The following is a 12,921-nucleotide window of genomic DNA, read 5'->3' as shown; positions in this document are numbered from 1 at the left end:
GGATGCTCCCTGCTGGTGTCCGGATCCCCCGGCCCGACTGTTCGGGCCACAACCGGCGTAACAGAGCCCTTTCAGGGTTCTTACGCACAGTCTCGACCAGGCAGTCGAGAAACGGGTGGTTAGGGAGATATAGCAGCCGGTGGGGAAGCAACCAGATGGCTTTCTGGGTTAATCCTTTGGTAGAGAGGCCTCAGCGAAGCCCCAGCCGGCGGGCCAGACGGCTCAGGTTTGCGCGGTCCAGGCCAAGTTCGCGAGCCGCTGCTGCCCAGTTCTCCTGATGCCGTTGCAGGCAGGCTTCGATCACCTTGCGCTGGTAGATATCGACCGCTTCGCGCAGGCTGCCTTCCGGCACGGTGGCTACGTGTGACGAGGCTGTGGGGGAGGGCAACGTGCCTGGCGTTGCTGGGGACACGCGTAGGTCCAGGTCGATGGCTTCGAGGGTGAGGATGCGTGGCCGATCAGGGTGTTGGCCCAGTGCCTTGAGTGCCGAGCGGCCGATCAGGTGCTCCAGTTCGCGCACGTTGCCTGGCCAGTCGTAGGCGATCAGCGCGGCTTGGGCTTCGTGGCTCAGGCGCAGGCTGTTCAGGCCCAGCCGTGATCGGTTCTGTTCGAGGAAGTAGCCAGCCAACAGCACTACATCTCGACCACGTTCGCGCAAGGGCGGCACATGCAGCGGGTACACGCTGAGGCGGTGATAGAAGTCGGCGCGGAAGTTGCCGCTGCGCACTTCGGCAGCCAGGTCGCGATTGGTAGCGGCAATCAGGCGCACGTCCACGCGGTGCTCGCGGTCCGAGCCCAGGCGCTGCAACTGGCCGCTTTGCAGCACACGCAGCAGCTTGGCCTGTACGGTGAGTGGCAGTTCACCCACTTCGTCGAGGAACAGCGTGCCGCCGTTGGCCAGTTCGAACTTACCGCGGCGCTCGCCGTGCGCACCGGTAAAGGCACCGCGTACATGGCCGAACAGTTCGCTTTCTACCAGCGTGTCGGGCAGGGCGGCGCAGTTCAGGCTGACCAGCGGCTTGTCGGCGCGGCTGCTGGCCTGGTGCAGCGCAAGGGCCACCAGTTCCTTGCCGACCCCGGTTTCGCCGGTGATCAGCACGGTCAGGTCGCTGCCACCGACCAGGCGGATTTCGTCTACCAGGCGCTTGTGCGCCGGGCTCTGGCCAATCAGCTCTTTATCCTGGCCGCTGGCCTGGCGGTAGATCTCGGCGCGGTGGTGTTCGTCTTCAGCACGCAAGGCCAGGTGCTGAATGCGCTCGGCCACGGTAACGGTGGCGGCGGCCAGGCTGGCGAAGGCCTGCAGGGCATCCAGTTCCAGGCTCTGGAACTGCCCGGGGGTGAGGGCGTCGAGGGTGACCAGGCCCCAAGGGCGTTCATCGACCATCAACGGGCAACCCATGCAGTCGTGCACTTCAAGGTCGGCATCCGGCGCGTTGACCAGGCCATCGTAGGGGTCGGGTAGATCGGAGTCGCTGGCGAATCGAGTGGGTTCCGGTCGGCTAAGCAGAATCTGGAACCGTGGGTGCTCGCTGACCCGGAAGCGCCGCCCCAGGGTGTCGGGGCTCAGGCCGTCCACAGCCAGCGGCACCAGCCATTCACCATCCAGGCGCAGCAGCGCGGCGGCATCGCACGGCAGCAGGCCGCGCATGGCCTGCAACAGGCGGCGGTAGCGTTCCTGGTCGGGCAAATCGCGGGACAGGTCGCTGACCAGGGGCAGCAAGGCGGTAAGCAATGGCTTTGTGGTCATAAAGACTCCGATGGGTCGATATGACTATACGCCGGGGTGGGTCGTTTTGACATGACCTGTGTCAAACCCCTGATTTTGCTGGCGATAAAAGTTGGCACGATTGCTGAAATGGCTAGGGCAGTCATTTGAAGCCACAGCTCAGGAGTTGTTGCAATGCTCAATGCCGAACAACGTGCAATCATCAAGGCCACTGTACCCCTGCTGGAAAGCGGCGGCGAAGCACTGACCACCCACTTCTACAAGATGATGCTCAACGAGTACCCAGAGGTCCGTCCACTGTTCAACCAGGCCCACCAGGCCAGTGGTGACCAGCCACGCGCACTCGCCAACGGCGTGCTGATGTATGCCCGCCACATTGACCAGCTGGAGCAGCTGGGCGGCTTGGTCGGGCAGATCATCAACAAGCATGTTGCCCTGCAGATTCTGCCGGAGCACTACCCGATCGTCGGCAGCTGCCTGCTGCGCGCCATCGAGGAAGTGCTGGGCAAGGAAATCGCCACCCCTGCGGTGATCGACGCCTGGGGCGCGGCCTATGGTCAGCTGGCCGACATCCTGATTGGCGCTGAAGAAAACCTTTATAAAGAGAAGGAAGAGGCCGAGGGCGGCTGGCGCGGTACCCGCGAATTCCGCCTGGTACGTCGCGAGCAGGAAAGCAGCGAGATCGTCTCGTTCTACTTTGCCCCGGTGGACGGCAAGCCGGTGCTCAAGGCCGAGCCAGGCCAGTACATCGGTCTTAAGCTGGATATTGACGGTGCCGAACAGCGCCGCAACTATTCCCTGTCGGCGCTGTGCGATGGCAAGGAGTACCGCATCAGCGTCAAGCGCGAGGCGGGCGGCAAGGTGTCCAATTACCTGCACGATGAGCTGGTGGTGGGCGATACCCTGCAACTGTTCCCGCCTGCGGGTGACTTTACCCTGGCTGCCAGCGACAAGCCGCTGGTGCTGATCAGCGGGGGCGTGGGCATCACGCCGACCCTGGCGATGTTGCAGGCGGCGCTGCAAACCCGGCGCGAGGTGCATTTCATCCACTGTGCGCGTAACGGTGCGGTGCACGCCTTCCGTGACTGGGTCGATGGCCTGGCGGCGCGTCATCCGCAGCTCAAGCGTTTCTACTGCTATGCGGAGCCTGCGGGTGGCGCCGAGGCCGATGCTGTCGGCCTGCTGAGCGAGGACTTGCTGGCCGAGTGGCTGCCGCCGGAACGTGATGTGGATGCCTACTTCCTTGGGCCCAAAGCCTTCATGGCGGCGGTGAAGCGCCAGTTGAAGGGCCTGGGTGTGCCGGAGCAGCAGAGCCGCTACGAGTTCTTCGGGCCGGCGGCTGCCCTGGAGTGATGTAACGCCTGTACCGGCCCCTTCGCGGGCAAGCCCGCGAAGGGGCCGGTACAGGCACAAATGTGTATCCCAGCCACAGTACTCCTTCCTGCCTATATATAAGGAGAGATGAAAAGCGCCTGCTCAGCTTTCATCTTTAATCCTCCTTTAATCACGGTATCCTTCACTCCCGGGTGTCGAGGGGCTTGCCCCTGCGCGGCACCCGGGCAGCCGTTTTTTGCCGCCCGGCGTTGAACCGACGTTGTTGCGGCCGGTCTCAGCCACACCGGATAGCCCTGCGCAGTGCTATCACGCCGCTTCCTCGGCACGCTCAAAGGCCCTGCCCAGCGTGTAGACTTGCGCTCAGGCAGGCGGACCACGCTGCCACTATCCATCGAAGGAACCGGCAATGAATGAACAAACATCGCGCCTGAATCGGGAACGGCGCTTTCTGGTGCTGTTGGGCCTGATCTGCCTCTCGCTGATCGGCGGCGCCCTTTACATGCAAGTGGTGCTGGGCGAGGCACCGTGCCCGCTGTGTATCCTGCAGCGTTACGCGCTGCTGTTCATTGCCATATTTGCCTTTATCGCTGCGGCGATGCCAGGGCGCCGCAGCCTGACCTTCTTCGAGGCACTGGTGGTGCTGAGCGCAATTGGCGGAATCATTGCGGCCGGCAACCATGTGTATATACTCGCCAACCCCATGGTCAGTTGCGGTATCGACACCCTCCAGCCAATCGTGGATGACCTGCCGCTGGCCAAACTCTGGCCGCTGGCGTTCCAGGTCGACGGCTTCTGCAGCACGCCGTACCCGCCACTTCTCGGTTTGTCGCTGGCGCAATGGGCGCTCGTGGCGTTCGTGCTGACCGCCATCCTGGTACCGCTCGGCATCTACCGCAACCGGCGCCAGGCTTAGACAAAAGTCCCGAATTGCATGGGGTCTTTTACACCGCGTGTGAAGAGGGAAAGGTCGCCCACCGCTTGATCCAGATCAACCACAAAGCCTTGCAGAATGCGGCTTTGAGGCCTGGCAAGCGGGGTGCGACAAACTGTCGCGAAGTTGAATTATCGAGCATCATTGTTACGCATTCTGTAAAAGACTGTTGCTCAATAAGTCATAGTCAAGGGTTGGCGACCTCACTACAATCGCCCCCAATTTCCGTTCGGCACTGCTTGCGAGTCGCAGGATTGAAGGAAGCCCCAGCGCTCCTTTTTGCTGACTTCGTCAAGTTTCGCCCAACGGCGATACCGGGCGGACCCCCCTCCGCGTTTTCCCGCACCAAATGGACTTGGTCTGAAGTACAGGCCTGTTGCCTACGAAACCATAAGCACCGCTAACAACGCTTGAAGCCAAGGTCCTGCAGCCGGACCCCAGGCAGGAGCGAGTACGGGCGCAAAATGCCTCACTTGGCAGGACGAAGTGTTGGCTACCAAAACACAAATTGCATTGAAGCAAGCTGATCTAGAGGTCGTGAGATGAGTAAAAAGCGTTACCCCAGACTGTTTGGCATATTGCCCTTTTTAGGCATGCTTTTACTCAGTGGGTGCAACTGGACCCTGCTCGACCCGAAGGGCCAGGTCGGCATTGAGCAAAAGAACCTGATCCTGATCGCTACCGGCCTGATGCTGCTGGTGGTTATCCCTGTGATCATCATGACCTTGGCGTTCGCCTGGAAGTACCGTGCTTCCAACAAGGCAGCCACCTACACCCCTGACTGGTCGCACTCGACCAAGATCGAGGCTGCGGTGTGGATCATCCCGATCCTGATCATCATCGCCCTGGGTTACGTCACCTACCACTCCACCCACAAGCTGGACCCTTACCGTCCGCTGGACTCGGACGTGAAGCCGATCCAGATCGACGTGGTCGCGCTGGACTGGAAGTGGCTGTTCATCTACCCGGAACAGGGCATTGCCACCGTCAACAAGATCAACTTCCCGGCTAATACCCCGGTGAACTTCCGCGTCACCTCCGACGCCGTGATGAACTCGTTCTTCATCCCGGGCCTGGGTGGCCAGATCTACGCCATGGCCGGCATGACCACCAAACTGCACCTGATCGCCAACGAAAACGGTGTGTTTGACGGTATCAGCGCCAACTACAGCGGTGCTGGTTTCACCGGCATGAAATTCAAGGCTACTGCCACTTCCCAGGCCGACTTCGATGCATGGGTCGCCGAGGTCAAGCAGTCGCCGTTGAAACTGGGCAAAGCCGAGTACGAAGCTCTGGCCAAACCTAGCGAATACAACCCAGTCGCGCTGTACAGCGAGGCGCCAGCAGAGCTGTTCCAGTCCATCGTCGACAAGTACGAAGGCATGAACCGCGGCAAGCCGGTCCACGAAGAAGCAGGCAGCAAAGATCTGGCCACAACCAAGGGTGTGGAATCGAGTATGCAACCAGCTGCCGGTGCAGAGGAGTAAGAGATGTTCGGTAAACTAAGCCTGGAGGCGATACCCTATCACGAGCCGATAGTCATGGTGACGCTTGCCATGATCGCGCTCGGCGGTATCGCTGTCGTCGGTCTTATCACCTATTTCCGCAAGTGGACCTACTTGTGGAGCGAGTGGCTGACTACTGTCGACCACAAAAAGATCGGCGTGATGTACATCATCGTCGCGATGATCATGCTGCTGCGCGGCTTTGCCGACGCCATCATGATGCGTACCCAGCTGGCTGCCGCTACCGGTGGCTCCGAAGGCTACCTGCCGCCTGAACACTATGACCAGATCTTCACCGCTCACGGTGTGATCATGATCATCTTCATGGCGATGCCGTTCTTCACCGGCCTGATGAACCTGGCGGTTCCTCTGCAGATCGGTGCACGTGACGTTGCCTTCCCGTTCCTGAACTCCCTGAGCTTCTACCTGCTGCTGGCAGGCGTGCTGCTGGTCAACATCTCGCTGGGCGTTGGTGAATTCGCCAAGACCGGCTGGGTTGCCTATCCGCCGCTCGCAGGCATTCAGTACAGCCCTGGGGTAGGTGTCGACTACTACATCTGGGCGCTACAGCTATCCGGACTGGGTACGACGCTTACCGGCGTGAACTTCCTCGTCACCGTGATGAAGATGCGCGCACCTGGCATGAAGCTGATGGACATGCCGATCTTCACCTGGACCTGCACCTGGGCCAACGTACTGATCGTTGCTTCGTTCCCGATTCTGACTGCTGCACTCGCTCTGCTGACTGTTGACCGTTATCTGGACTTCCACATTTTCACCAACGAGCTTGGTGGGAACCCGATGATGTACGTCAACCTGTTCTGGGCGTGGGGTCACCCTGAGGTGTACATCCTGATCCTGCCGGCCTTCGGCGTGTTCTCGGAAGTTACCTCGACGTTCTCTGGCAAACGCCTGTTCGGCCACCACTCGATGATCTACGCATCGGGCGCGATCGCCATCCTCGGCTTTGCGGTATGGCTGCACCACTTCTTCACCATGGGTGCCGGCGCCAGCGTCAACACCTTCTTCGGCCTGGCGACGATGCTGATCTCCATCCCGACGGGTGTGAAGCTGTTCAACTGGCTGTTCACCATGTACCAAGGCCGTGTGCGCTTCACCGCACCGATGCTCTGGACCCTGGGCTTCATGGTCACCTTCTCCATCGGTGGCATGACCGGCGTACTGCTGGCCGTTCCGGGTGCTGACTTCGTTCTGCACAACAGCCTGTTCGTAATTGCGCACTTCCACAACGTGATCATCGGTGGCGCGGTATTCGGCTACATCGCCGGTTTCGCCTTCTGGTTCCCGAAAGCCTTCGGCTTCACCCTGAACGAGAAGTGGGGCAAAGCTGCCTTCTGGTTCTGGCTGTCGGGCTTCTACGTTGCGTTCATGCCGCTGTACGCCCTGGGCTTCATGGGCATGACCCGTCGTCTGAACCACTCCGACAACCCACTGTGGGAACCCTACCTGTACGTAGCCGTTGTCGGCGCCGTGCTGATCCTGTTCGGTATCGCTTGCCAGCTGATCCAGATCTACGTGTCGGTTCGCGACCGCAAAGACAACATGGACGTCACTGGCGACCCATGGGGCGGCCGTACCATCGAGTGGTCCACTTCGTCGCCACCGCCGTTCTACAACTTCGCTCACATGCCTGAGAAAGTTGGTCTGGACGCCTGGCACGAAGCCAAGGAAGCCGGTGTTGCGTACAAGGTCCCGGCCAAGTACGAAGCGATCCACATGCCGAGCAACACCTCCACCGGTCTGTTCATGGGTATGTTCCTGACCGTGTTCGGCTTCGCCTTCATCTGGCACATCTGGTGGCTGGTGGGCGCGAGCCTGTTGGCAACCATCGCAGTCTTCGTTCGCCACGCTGCACGTGACGACCAGGGCTACATGGTTCCGGCCGAAGAAGTGGCGCGCATCGAAGGCGAGCGTATGAAAGCGCTGGCCAAAGCAGGTGCTCTGCCTGCCGGCGCACGTGTCGAATCGTTTGAGCGGGTGTAATCAATGTCCAGTCAAGTAATGCACGGCGGCGCTGCTCATGGTCACGACCATGGGCATGACGACCACCACCACGACTCGGGCCAGATGACCGTACTGGGTTTCTGGCTGTACCTGATGACCGACTGCATCCTGTTTGCGTCGCTCTTCGCCACCTACGCGGTGCTGTCCGGCAGTTTTGCCGGCGGCCCGTCGGGTCATGACATCTTCCAGCTCGATTTCGTAGCTGTTGAAACGCTGTTCCTGCTGCTGTCCTCGATCACCTTCGGCTTCGCCATGCTGAAGATGTTCGATGGCAAGAAAGCCGGTGTACTGGGCTGGTTGGCTGTGACCTTCCTGTTCGGTGCAGGCTTCATCGCGATGGAAATCTATGAATTCCATCACCTGATCAGCGAGGGCTTCGGCCCGCAGCGCAGTGGCTTCCTGTCGGCGTTCTTCGCCCTGGTAGGTACCCACGGTCTGCACGTGACTGCCGGCCTGATCTGGATGGCAATCATGATGTACCAGATCAACAAGCATGGCATCACGCCGACCGCCAAGACCCGCATGAGCTGCCTGAGCCTGTTCTGGCACTTCCTGGACGTGGTCTGGATCTGCGTGTTCACCGTCGTCTACCTGCTGGGGGTTCTGTAATGGCTAGCGCACACGACACTCATCACGAAGGTAACCACGGCAGCGTCAAGTCGTACATGATCGGCTTTGTCCTGTCGATCATCCTGACTGCGATCCCGTTCGCACTGGCCATGACCGCCAGCCTGCCGAAGAACCTGACCGTTCTCATCATTGTTGCCATGGCCGTGATCCAGGTAGTTGTACACCTGGTGTACTTCCTGCACATGGACCGCTCGAAAGAGCAACGCAACAACGTGTCGACGTTCCTGTTCACCGTACTGGTAATTGCACTGCTGGTCGGCCTGTCGCTGTGGATCATGTTCAACATCCACATCGAAATGATGGCCAAGTGAGGTAAGACTGCATGTCCGTTAAGCACTTTATCCAAATCACCAAACCGGGGATCATTTTCGGTAACGTGCTTTCCGTGGCAGGCGGTTTCTTCCTTGCCTCGAAGGGCCATGTGGACTTCGCCTTGTTCCTGGCGGTGGTGATCGGTACTTCGCTGGTGGTTGCGTCCGGATGCGTGTTCAACAACTGCATTGACCGTGACATCGACCACAAGATGGAGCGCACCAAGAACCGCGTCATGGTGCAGGGCGGCATGTCGCTGCCCCTCGCGCTGATCTACGCCACCCTGCTCGGGGTGGCGGGTTTCAGCCTGCTGTATGTCCAGGCCAACCCGCTGTCGGCGTTCTGCGCAGCTGTAGGCTTCATCGTCTATGTCGGTTTCTACAGCCTGTGGCTGAAGCGTAAATCGGTGCACGGCACCTTGGTCGGCAGCCTTTCGGGTGCCATGCCTCCGGTGATCGGCTACTGCGCCGTAAGCAACAGCTTCGACCTGGCTGCGGTAACCCTGCTGGTGATGTTCAGCCTGTGGCAGATGCCGCACAGCTTTGCCATCGCCATCTTCCGCTTCAAGGATTACAGCGCTGCCAACATTCCGGTCCTGCCGGTGGCACGTGGCATCCTCGCGGCGAAGAAGCAGATCGTGCTGTACGTGCTGGCCTTCGTGCTCGCCACCTTGATGCTCACCCTCGGCGGTTACGCCGGCCTCGGCTACCTGGCCGTGGCAGCTGCCATGGGCCTGTACTGGCTGTATATGGCATGGGGTGGCTACAAGGCCGAGGACGACAGCAAGTGGGCCCGCAAGGTGTTCGGCTTCTCCATCCTCACCGTTACCGCCCTGAGCGTGATGATGGGTGTGGACAGCCAGACCGCTGCGGACGTGCTGATGACTTACGCACGCTGATACTGCTGCCTGTTTCACGAAAACCCCGGCCATGTGCCGGGGTTTTTTATGGGTGTTTATCTGTGCCGGCCCTTTCGCGGGCTTGCCCGCTCCCACAGGTACGGCGCAGGTCCCAGGGGCTGCGGGTAACCCTGTGGGAGCGGGCGAGCCCGCGAAGAGGCCAGCGCAGGAAAACATAAATCCTGGATTTTCAAAAAATACTTCTGAAAAGATCTAACAAAACAGGAATTTGCCCTTTACAGCTATCATGTTTCGGCACTATCTTCTGACCCGGGCCGCTACATCGGCCAACGTCGCTCGGACGGTTCCGGGCGCTTACGTACTCAGAGGAAGCCATGGCCAACCCAGGTTCGCCGCGCCGCTTTGCGCGCATCGATCGTCTCCCCCCTTACGTCTTCAACATCACTGCCGAGCTCAAGATGGCTGCCCGCCGCCGTGGCGAGGACATCATCGACCTGAGCATGGGCAACCCCGACGGCGCCACCCCGCCGCACATCGTCGAGAAGCTGGTGCAGGTTGCCCAGCGTGAAGATACCCACGGCTATTCCACCTCTCGCGGTATCCCGCGCCTGCGCCGGGCCATTTCCAACTGGTACAAGGAACGCTACGAGGTCGACATCGACCCGGAAAGCGAAGCCATCGTCACCATCGGCTCGAAAGAAGGCCTGGCCCACCTGATGCTGGCCACGCTCGACCAGGGCGACACGGTGCTGGTGCCCAACCCCAGCTACCCCATCCACATCTACGGTGCGGTCATTGCCGGTGCCCAGGTGCGTTCGGTGCCGTTGGTACCCGGTGTGGACTTCTTCAACGAACTCGAGCGGGCGATCCGTGAGTCGATCCCCAAGCCGAAGATGATGATCCTCGGCTTCCCGTCCAATCCCACCGCCCAGTGCGTGGAACTGGACTTCTTCGAGCGTGTGGTGGCCTTGGCCAAGCAGTACGACGTGCTGGTGGTGCATGACCTGGCCTACGCCGACATCGTCTACGACGGCTGGAAAGCCCCATCGATCATGCAGGTGCCGGGGGCCAAGGACATTGCGGTGGAGTTCTTCACCCTGTCCAAGAGCTACAACATGGCAGGCTGGCGGATCGGCTTCATGGTCGGCAACCCCGAGCTGGTCAGCGCCCTGGCGCGGATCAAGAGCTACCACGACTACGGCACCTTCACCCCGCTACAGGTGGCGGCCATTGCCGCGCTGGAAGGCGACCAGCAGTGCGTACGGGACATTGCCGAGCAGTATCGCCAGCGCCGCAACCTGCTGGTGAAAGGGCTGCACGAACTGGGCTGGATGGTCGAGAACCCCAAGGCATCGATGTACGTGTGGGCGAAGATCCCTGAGCAGTATGCGCACATGGGCTCGTTGGAGTTTGCCAAGAAACTGCTGGCCGAGGCCAAGGTGTGCGTGTCGCCGGGGATCGGTTTTGGTGAGTATGGTGATGACCATGTGCGCTTTGCCCTGATCGAGAATCAGGACCGCATTCGCCAGGCCATTCGCGGCATCCGGCAGATGTTCCGGGCTGACGGGTTGGCCCGCAAGTAAGCAACCTGGGCCGCTTTGCGGCCCATCGCCGGCAAGCCAGCTCCCACAGGTGCGGCGCCGCTCTCACGACCTGTGGGGGCTCTGTGGGAGCTGGCTTGCCGGCGATGGGCTGCAAAGCAGCCCCTCGATTTTGCAGCAGGGCGAGCTTTCCGCCTGCGTTTCACCGATCAGCCTACCTATCTTCAGCACTCATTTCTCATTACAGAGACCCACCCATGAGTGTGTTCACCGCCTACTTCTGCGGCACCGGTTCCCACCGCTTCGACGACGCAAACCCCAACTTCTGGAACGGCGAGCTGGTCTCGACCTTGGCCAGCAACGACCAGGGCCGCGAATTCGCCCACTGGATCGCCGTTGATGGCCCCGGCAGCGGCAACCTTCAGGATGACAACCTGTTCGTCGAGCCCGGCGGCTACTTCAACTGGACCGGCCAGTTGTTCGGCCGCGGCTGGGAAGAAAACGTCAACCATGTACTGCAGGTGATCAAAGGCGAAAGCAGCTGGCAGCGCACCAAGCTGAGCGAGGAAGAATACGAGCGGCTGAAGGACGCAGGCGTGCCTGTTCCGGAGGCTTCCTCCACGGCCTCCTGGTTCTGGCGTACCTACGACTACGGTGACCGCCACCCAACCCCGCAAGCGTTGCAAGAGGGCATCATCAGCATGTTCCGCAAGCCGCGCATTCCGACCCAGGTGAACCTGGTGGGCTGGAGCCGGGGTGGCATCAGCTGCCACATGCTGGCCAACGCCATGGCGAAAGACCCGGTATTGCAAAACGTACCGGTCAATATTTTTGCGATCGACCCGGTGCCCGGTGTCGGCAATGTGCAAGCCGAGCGCATCGCACTGGCGGAAAACGTGCGTGAGTATGTCGGCTTCTACTCGCGGGATGAGCGTTCCAAAGGGTTTGCCTGCGTGATCCCGTCAGTCGCCAGTGGCACGCAAATCTGTATTTATCCGATGCCGGGGCGTCATGCCACGCTGGTCGGTAATGCATCGGTCGATGGTGCAAGCGACGGCAAGGTGCTAAAGGAACCCGGGCTGATCGTGCGCCATTTCGCCGAAGTGTGCCTGACCCGCTGGGGTGTTCAACTGGGCAAGCGACTGGCCTTGAATGACAGCCAGTTGATGCAATGTCACCAGGCAATGGCCGCAGCCGAAGCACAGTATCAAGCCATGCGCGGTAACTCCTACACGGTGCTGACCGAGGGTGAAAAGCACGACCGGTTGGTGCATTGCGGCGAAGACCGTACGCACTTCAGCAAGGTGTGTGGTGATGACTATGACCCGACCGAAGGGCTTGCCCTGCAGCGTTGGGATGCCTCCACCTACAAGGCATTGGGCTGAATGAAGCGGGCGGCCGGATCAGTGGCAATTTTTTTTGCATGCACCCTCTATCCAGCCGCCCCGGGTTCGATTGAGAATGGCGCCGCGGGCCAACCCCGATAACAACAACCTTCCCTCCGTGGCATCATGTCTGAATATAACCCTTGCCTTGACTGCGGCGCCTGCTGCGGGTACTTCCGTGTGTCTTTCTTCTGGGGCGAATGCCAGTCTGCCGGGGGCCTTGTGCCGGACGACCTGGTGGTACAGATCAACCCCACCCGCGTTGCCATGATCGGCACCGATGCCAAGCCCTGCCGCTGCGTCAGCCTTGAGGGCGAGATCGGCAAAGAGGTGGCCTGTACCATTTATGCCAACCGTTCCAGCCCTTGCCGCGAGTTCGATGCATCGTGGGAGGGTGGGGTGCATAACCCCAGCTGCGACGATGCGCGTGCCGCCTATGGGCTGCCACCACTGACCCCGCCAGGGGCCAACGAGCCGCATTGGCCGGATGATGGGGCTGAGGTGGCCTGAACCCCCTTTTTGCTCGCCTGGACTGGCCCTATCGCCGGCAAGCCAGCTCCCACAGGTACTGCACAAGGCTTAGGTTCTGTGGTGATCTGGTGGGAGCTGGCTTGCCGGCGATAGGGCCATCAGCTGTAAGAAAATTCTGAACCTGAAACCAAATGCTTCAGG

11 protein-coding genes are annotated in these 12,921 nt (G+C 60.6%); 10 read left to right on the top strand and 1 reads right to left on the bottom strand.

Translation table 11 applies throughout. The features are described from left to right. Positions 1-190: 190 nt before the first annotated feature. Positions 191-1,747: a nitric oxide reductase transcriptional regulator NorR gene (norR, locus tag N805_RS18135; RefSeq protein ID WP_019473726.1), complete on the bottom strand. Its 1,557-nt coding sequence runs from the start codon at positions 1,745-1,747 to the stop codon at positions 191-193. Between the two features lie 153 nt (positions 1,748-1,900). On the opposite strand from norR, the gene hmpA reads away from it, so the two are divergent. The 10 genes from hmpA (at position 1,901) to N805_RS18085 (ending at position 12,759) form a co-directional block, all read left to right on the top strand. Continuing rightward, positions 1,901-3,079: an NO-inducible flavohemoprotein gene (gene hmpA, locus N805_RS18130; RefSeq protein ID WP_019473727.1), complete on the top strand. Its 1,179-nt coding sequence runs from the start codon at positions 1,901-1,903 to the stop codon at positions 3,077-3,079. 388 nt (positions 3,080-3,467) lie between these two features. Further along, positions 3,468-3,974: a disulfide bond formation protein B gene (locus N805_RS18125; protein ID WP_019473728.1), complete on the top strand. Its 507-nt coding sequence runs from the start codon at positions 3,468-3,470 to the stop codon at positions 3,972-3,974. A gap of 560 nt (positions 3,975-4,534) precedes the next feature. Then, positions 4,535-5,479, top strand: a complete 945-nt coding sequence (gene cyoA / locus N805_RS18120) for a ubiquinol oxidase subunit II (protein WP_016501430.1) — start codon at positions 4,535-4,537, stop codon at positions 5,477-5,479. 3 nt (positions 5,480-5,482) lie between these two features. Then, positions 5,483-7,501 (top strand): cytochrome o ubiquinol oxidase subunit I, encoded by a 2,019-nt coding sequence (cyoB, locus tag N805_RS18115; protein WP_019473729.1) that lies wholly within the window; start codon positions 5,483-5,485, stop codon positions 7,499-7,501. 3 nt (positions 7,502-7,504) lie between these two features. Then, positions 7,505-8,131: a cytochrome o ubiquinol oxidase subunit III gene (cyoC, locus tag N805_RS18110; protein WP_016484942.1), complete on the top strand. Its 627-nt coding sequence runs from the start codon at positions 7,505-7,507 to the stop codon at positions 8,129-8,131. Next, positions 8,131-8,463: a cytochrome o ubiquinol oxidase subunit IV gene (gene cyoD / locus N805_RS18105; RefSeq protein WP_016484943.1), complete on the top strand. Its 333-nt coding sequence runs from the start codon at positions 8,131-8,133 to the stop codon at positions 8,461-8,463. Before cyoC ends, cyoD begins: the two co-directional genes overlap by 1 nt. Positions 8,464-8,474: 11 nt before the next feature. Further along, a complete protein-coding gene (gene cyoE, locus N805_RS18100; RefSeq protein WP_016484944.1) occupies positions 8,475-9,362 on the top strand; it encodes a heme o synthase in 888 nt (295 codons plus the stop codon). A 335-nt stretch (positions 9,363-9,697) separates the two neighbouring features. Continuing rightward, positions 9,698-10,906, top strand: a complete 1,209-nt coding sequence (gene alaC, locus N805_RS18095; RefSeq protein WP_019473730.1) for an alanine transaminase — start codon at positions 9,698-9,700, stop codon at positions 10,904-10,906. 215 nt (positions 10,907-11,121) lie between these two features. Continuing rightward, a complete protein-coding gene (locus tag N805_RS18090; protein WP_019473715.1) occupies positions 11,122-12,249 on the top strand; it encodes a hypothetical protein in 1,128 nt (375 codons plus the stop codon). Positions 12,250-12,375: 126 nt separating this feature from the next. Next, positions 12,376-12,759: a YkgJ family cysteine cluster protein gene (locus N805_RS18085; protein ID WP_026034689.1), complete on the top strand. Its 384-nt coding sequence runs from the start codon at positions 12,376-12,378 to the stop codon at positions 12,757-12,759. Positions 12,760-12,921 lie beyond the last annotated feature (162 nt).

This window comes from Pseudomonas putida S13.1.2 (genome assembly GCF_000498395.2).
GTDB classification, from domain to species: Bacteria; Pseudomonadota; Gammaproteobacteria; order Pseudomonadales; family Pseudomonadaceae; genus Aquipseudomonas; species Aquipseudomonas putida_Q.
This window is presented reverse-complemented; position numbering and strand designations above follow the sequence as displayed.

Excerpts from the sequence above, each read along its gene's own strand:
- norR (WP_019473726.1), bottom strand. The coding sequence starts at position 1,747 with ATGACCACAAAGCCATTGCTTACCGCCTTGCTGCCCCTGGTCAGCGAC.
- hmpA (WP_019473727.1), top strand. The coding sequence starts at position 1,901 with ATGCTCAATGCCGAACAACGTGCAATCATCAAGGCCACTGTACCCCTG.
- N805_RS18125 (WP_019473728.1), top strand. The coding sequence starts at position 3,468 with ATGAATGAACAAACATCGCGCCTGAATCGGGAACGGCGCTTTCTGGTG.
- cyoA (WP_016501430.1), top strand. The coding sequence starts at position 4,535 with ATGAGTAAAAAGCGTTACCCCAGACTGTTTGGCATATTGCCCTTTTTA.
- cyoB (WP_019473729.1), top strand. The coding sequence starts at position 5,483 with ATGTTCGGTAAACTAAGCCTGGAGGCGATACCCTATCACGAGCCGATA.
- cyoC (WP_016484942.1), top strand. The coding sequence starts at position 7,505 with ATGTCCAGTCAAGTAATGCACGGCGGCGCTGCTCATGGTCACGACCAT.
- cyoD (WP_016484943.1), top strand. The coding sequence starts at position 8,131 with ATGGCTAGCGCACACGACACTCATCACGAAGGTAACCACGGCAGCGTC.
- cyoE (WP_016484944.1), top strand. The coding sequence starts at position 8,475 with ATGTCCGTTAAGCACTTTATCCAAATCACCAAACCGGGGATCATTTTC.
- alaC (WP_019473730.1), top strand. The coding sequence starts at position 9,698 with ATGGCCAACCCAGGTTCGCCGCGCCGCTTTGCGCGCATCGATCGTCTC.
- N805_RS18090 (WP_019473715.1), top strand. The coding sequence starts at position 11,122 with ATGAGTGTGTTCACCGCCTACTTCTGCGGCACCGGTTCCCACCGCTTC.
- N805_RS18085 (WP_026034689.1), top strand. The coding sequence starts at position 12,376 with ATGTCTGAATATAACCCTTGCCTTGACTGCGGCGCCTGCTGCGGGTAC.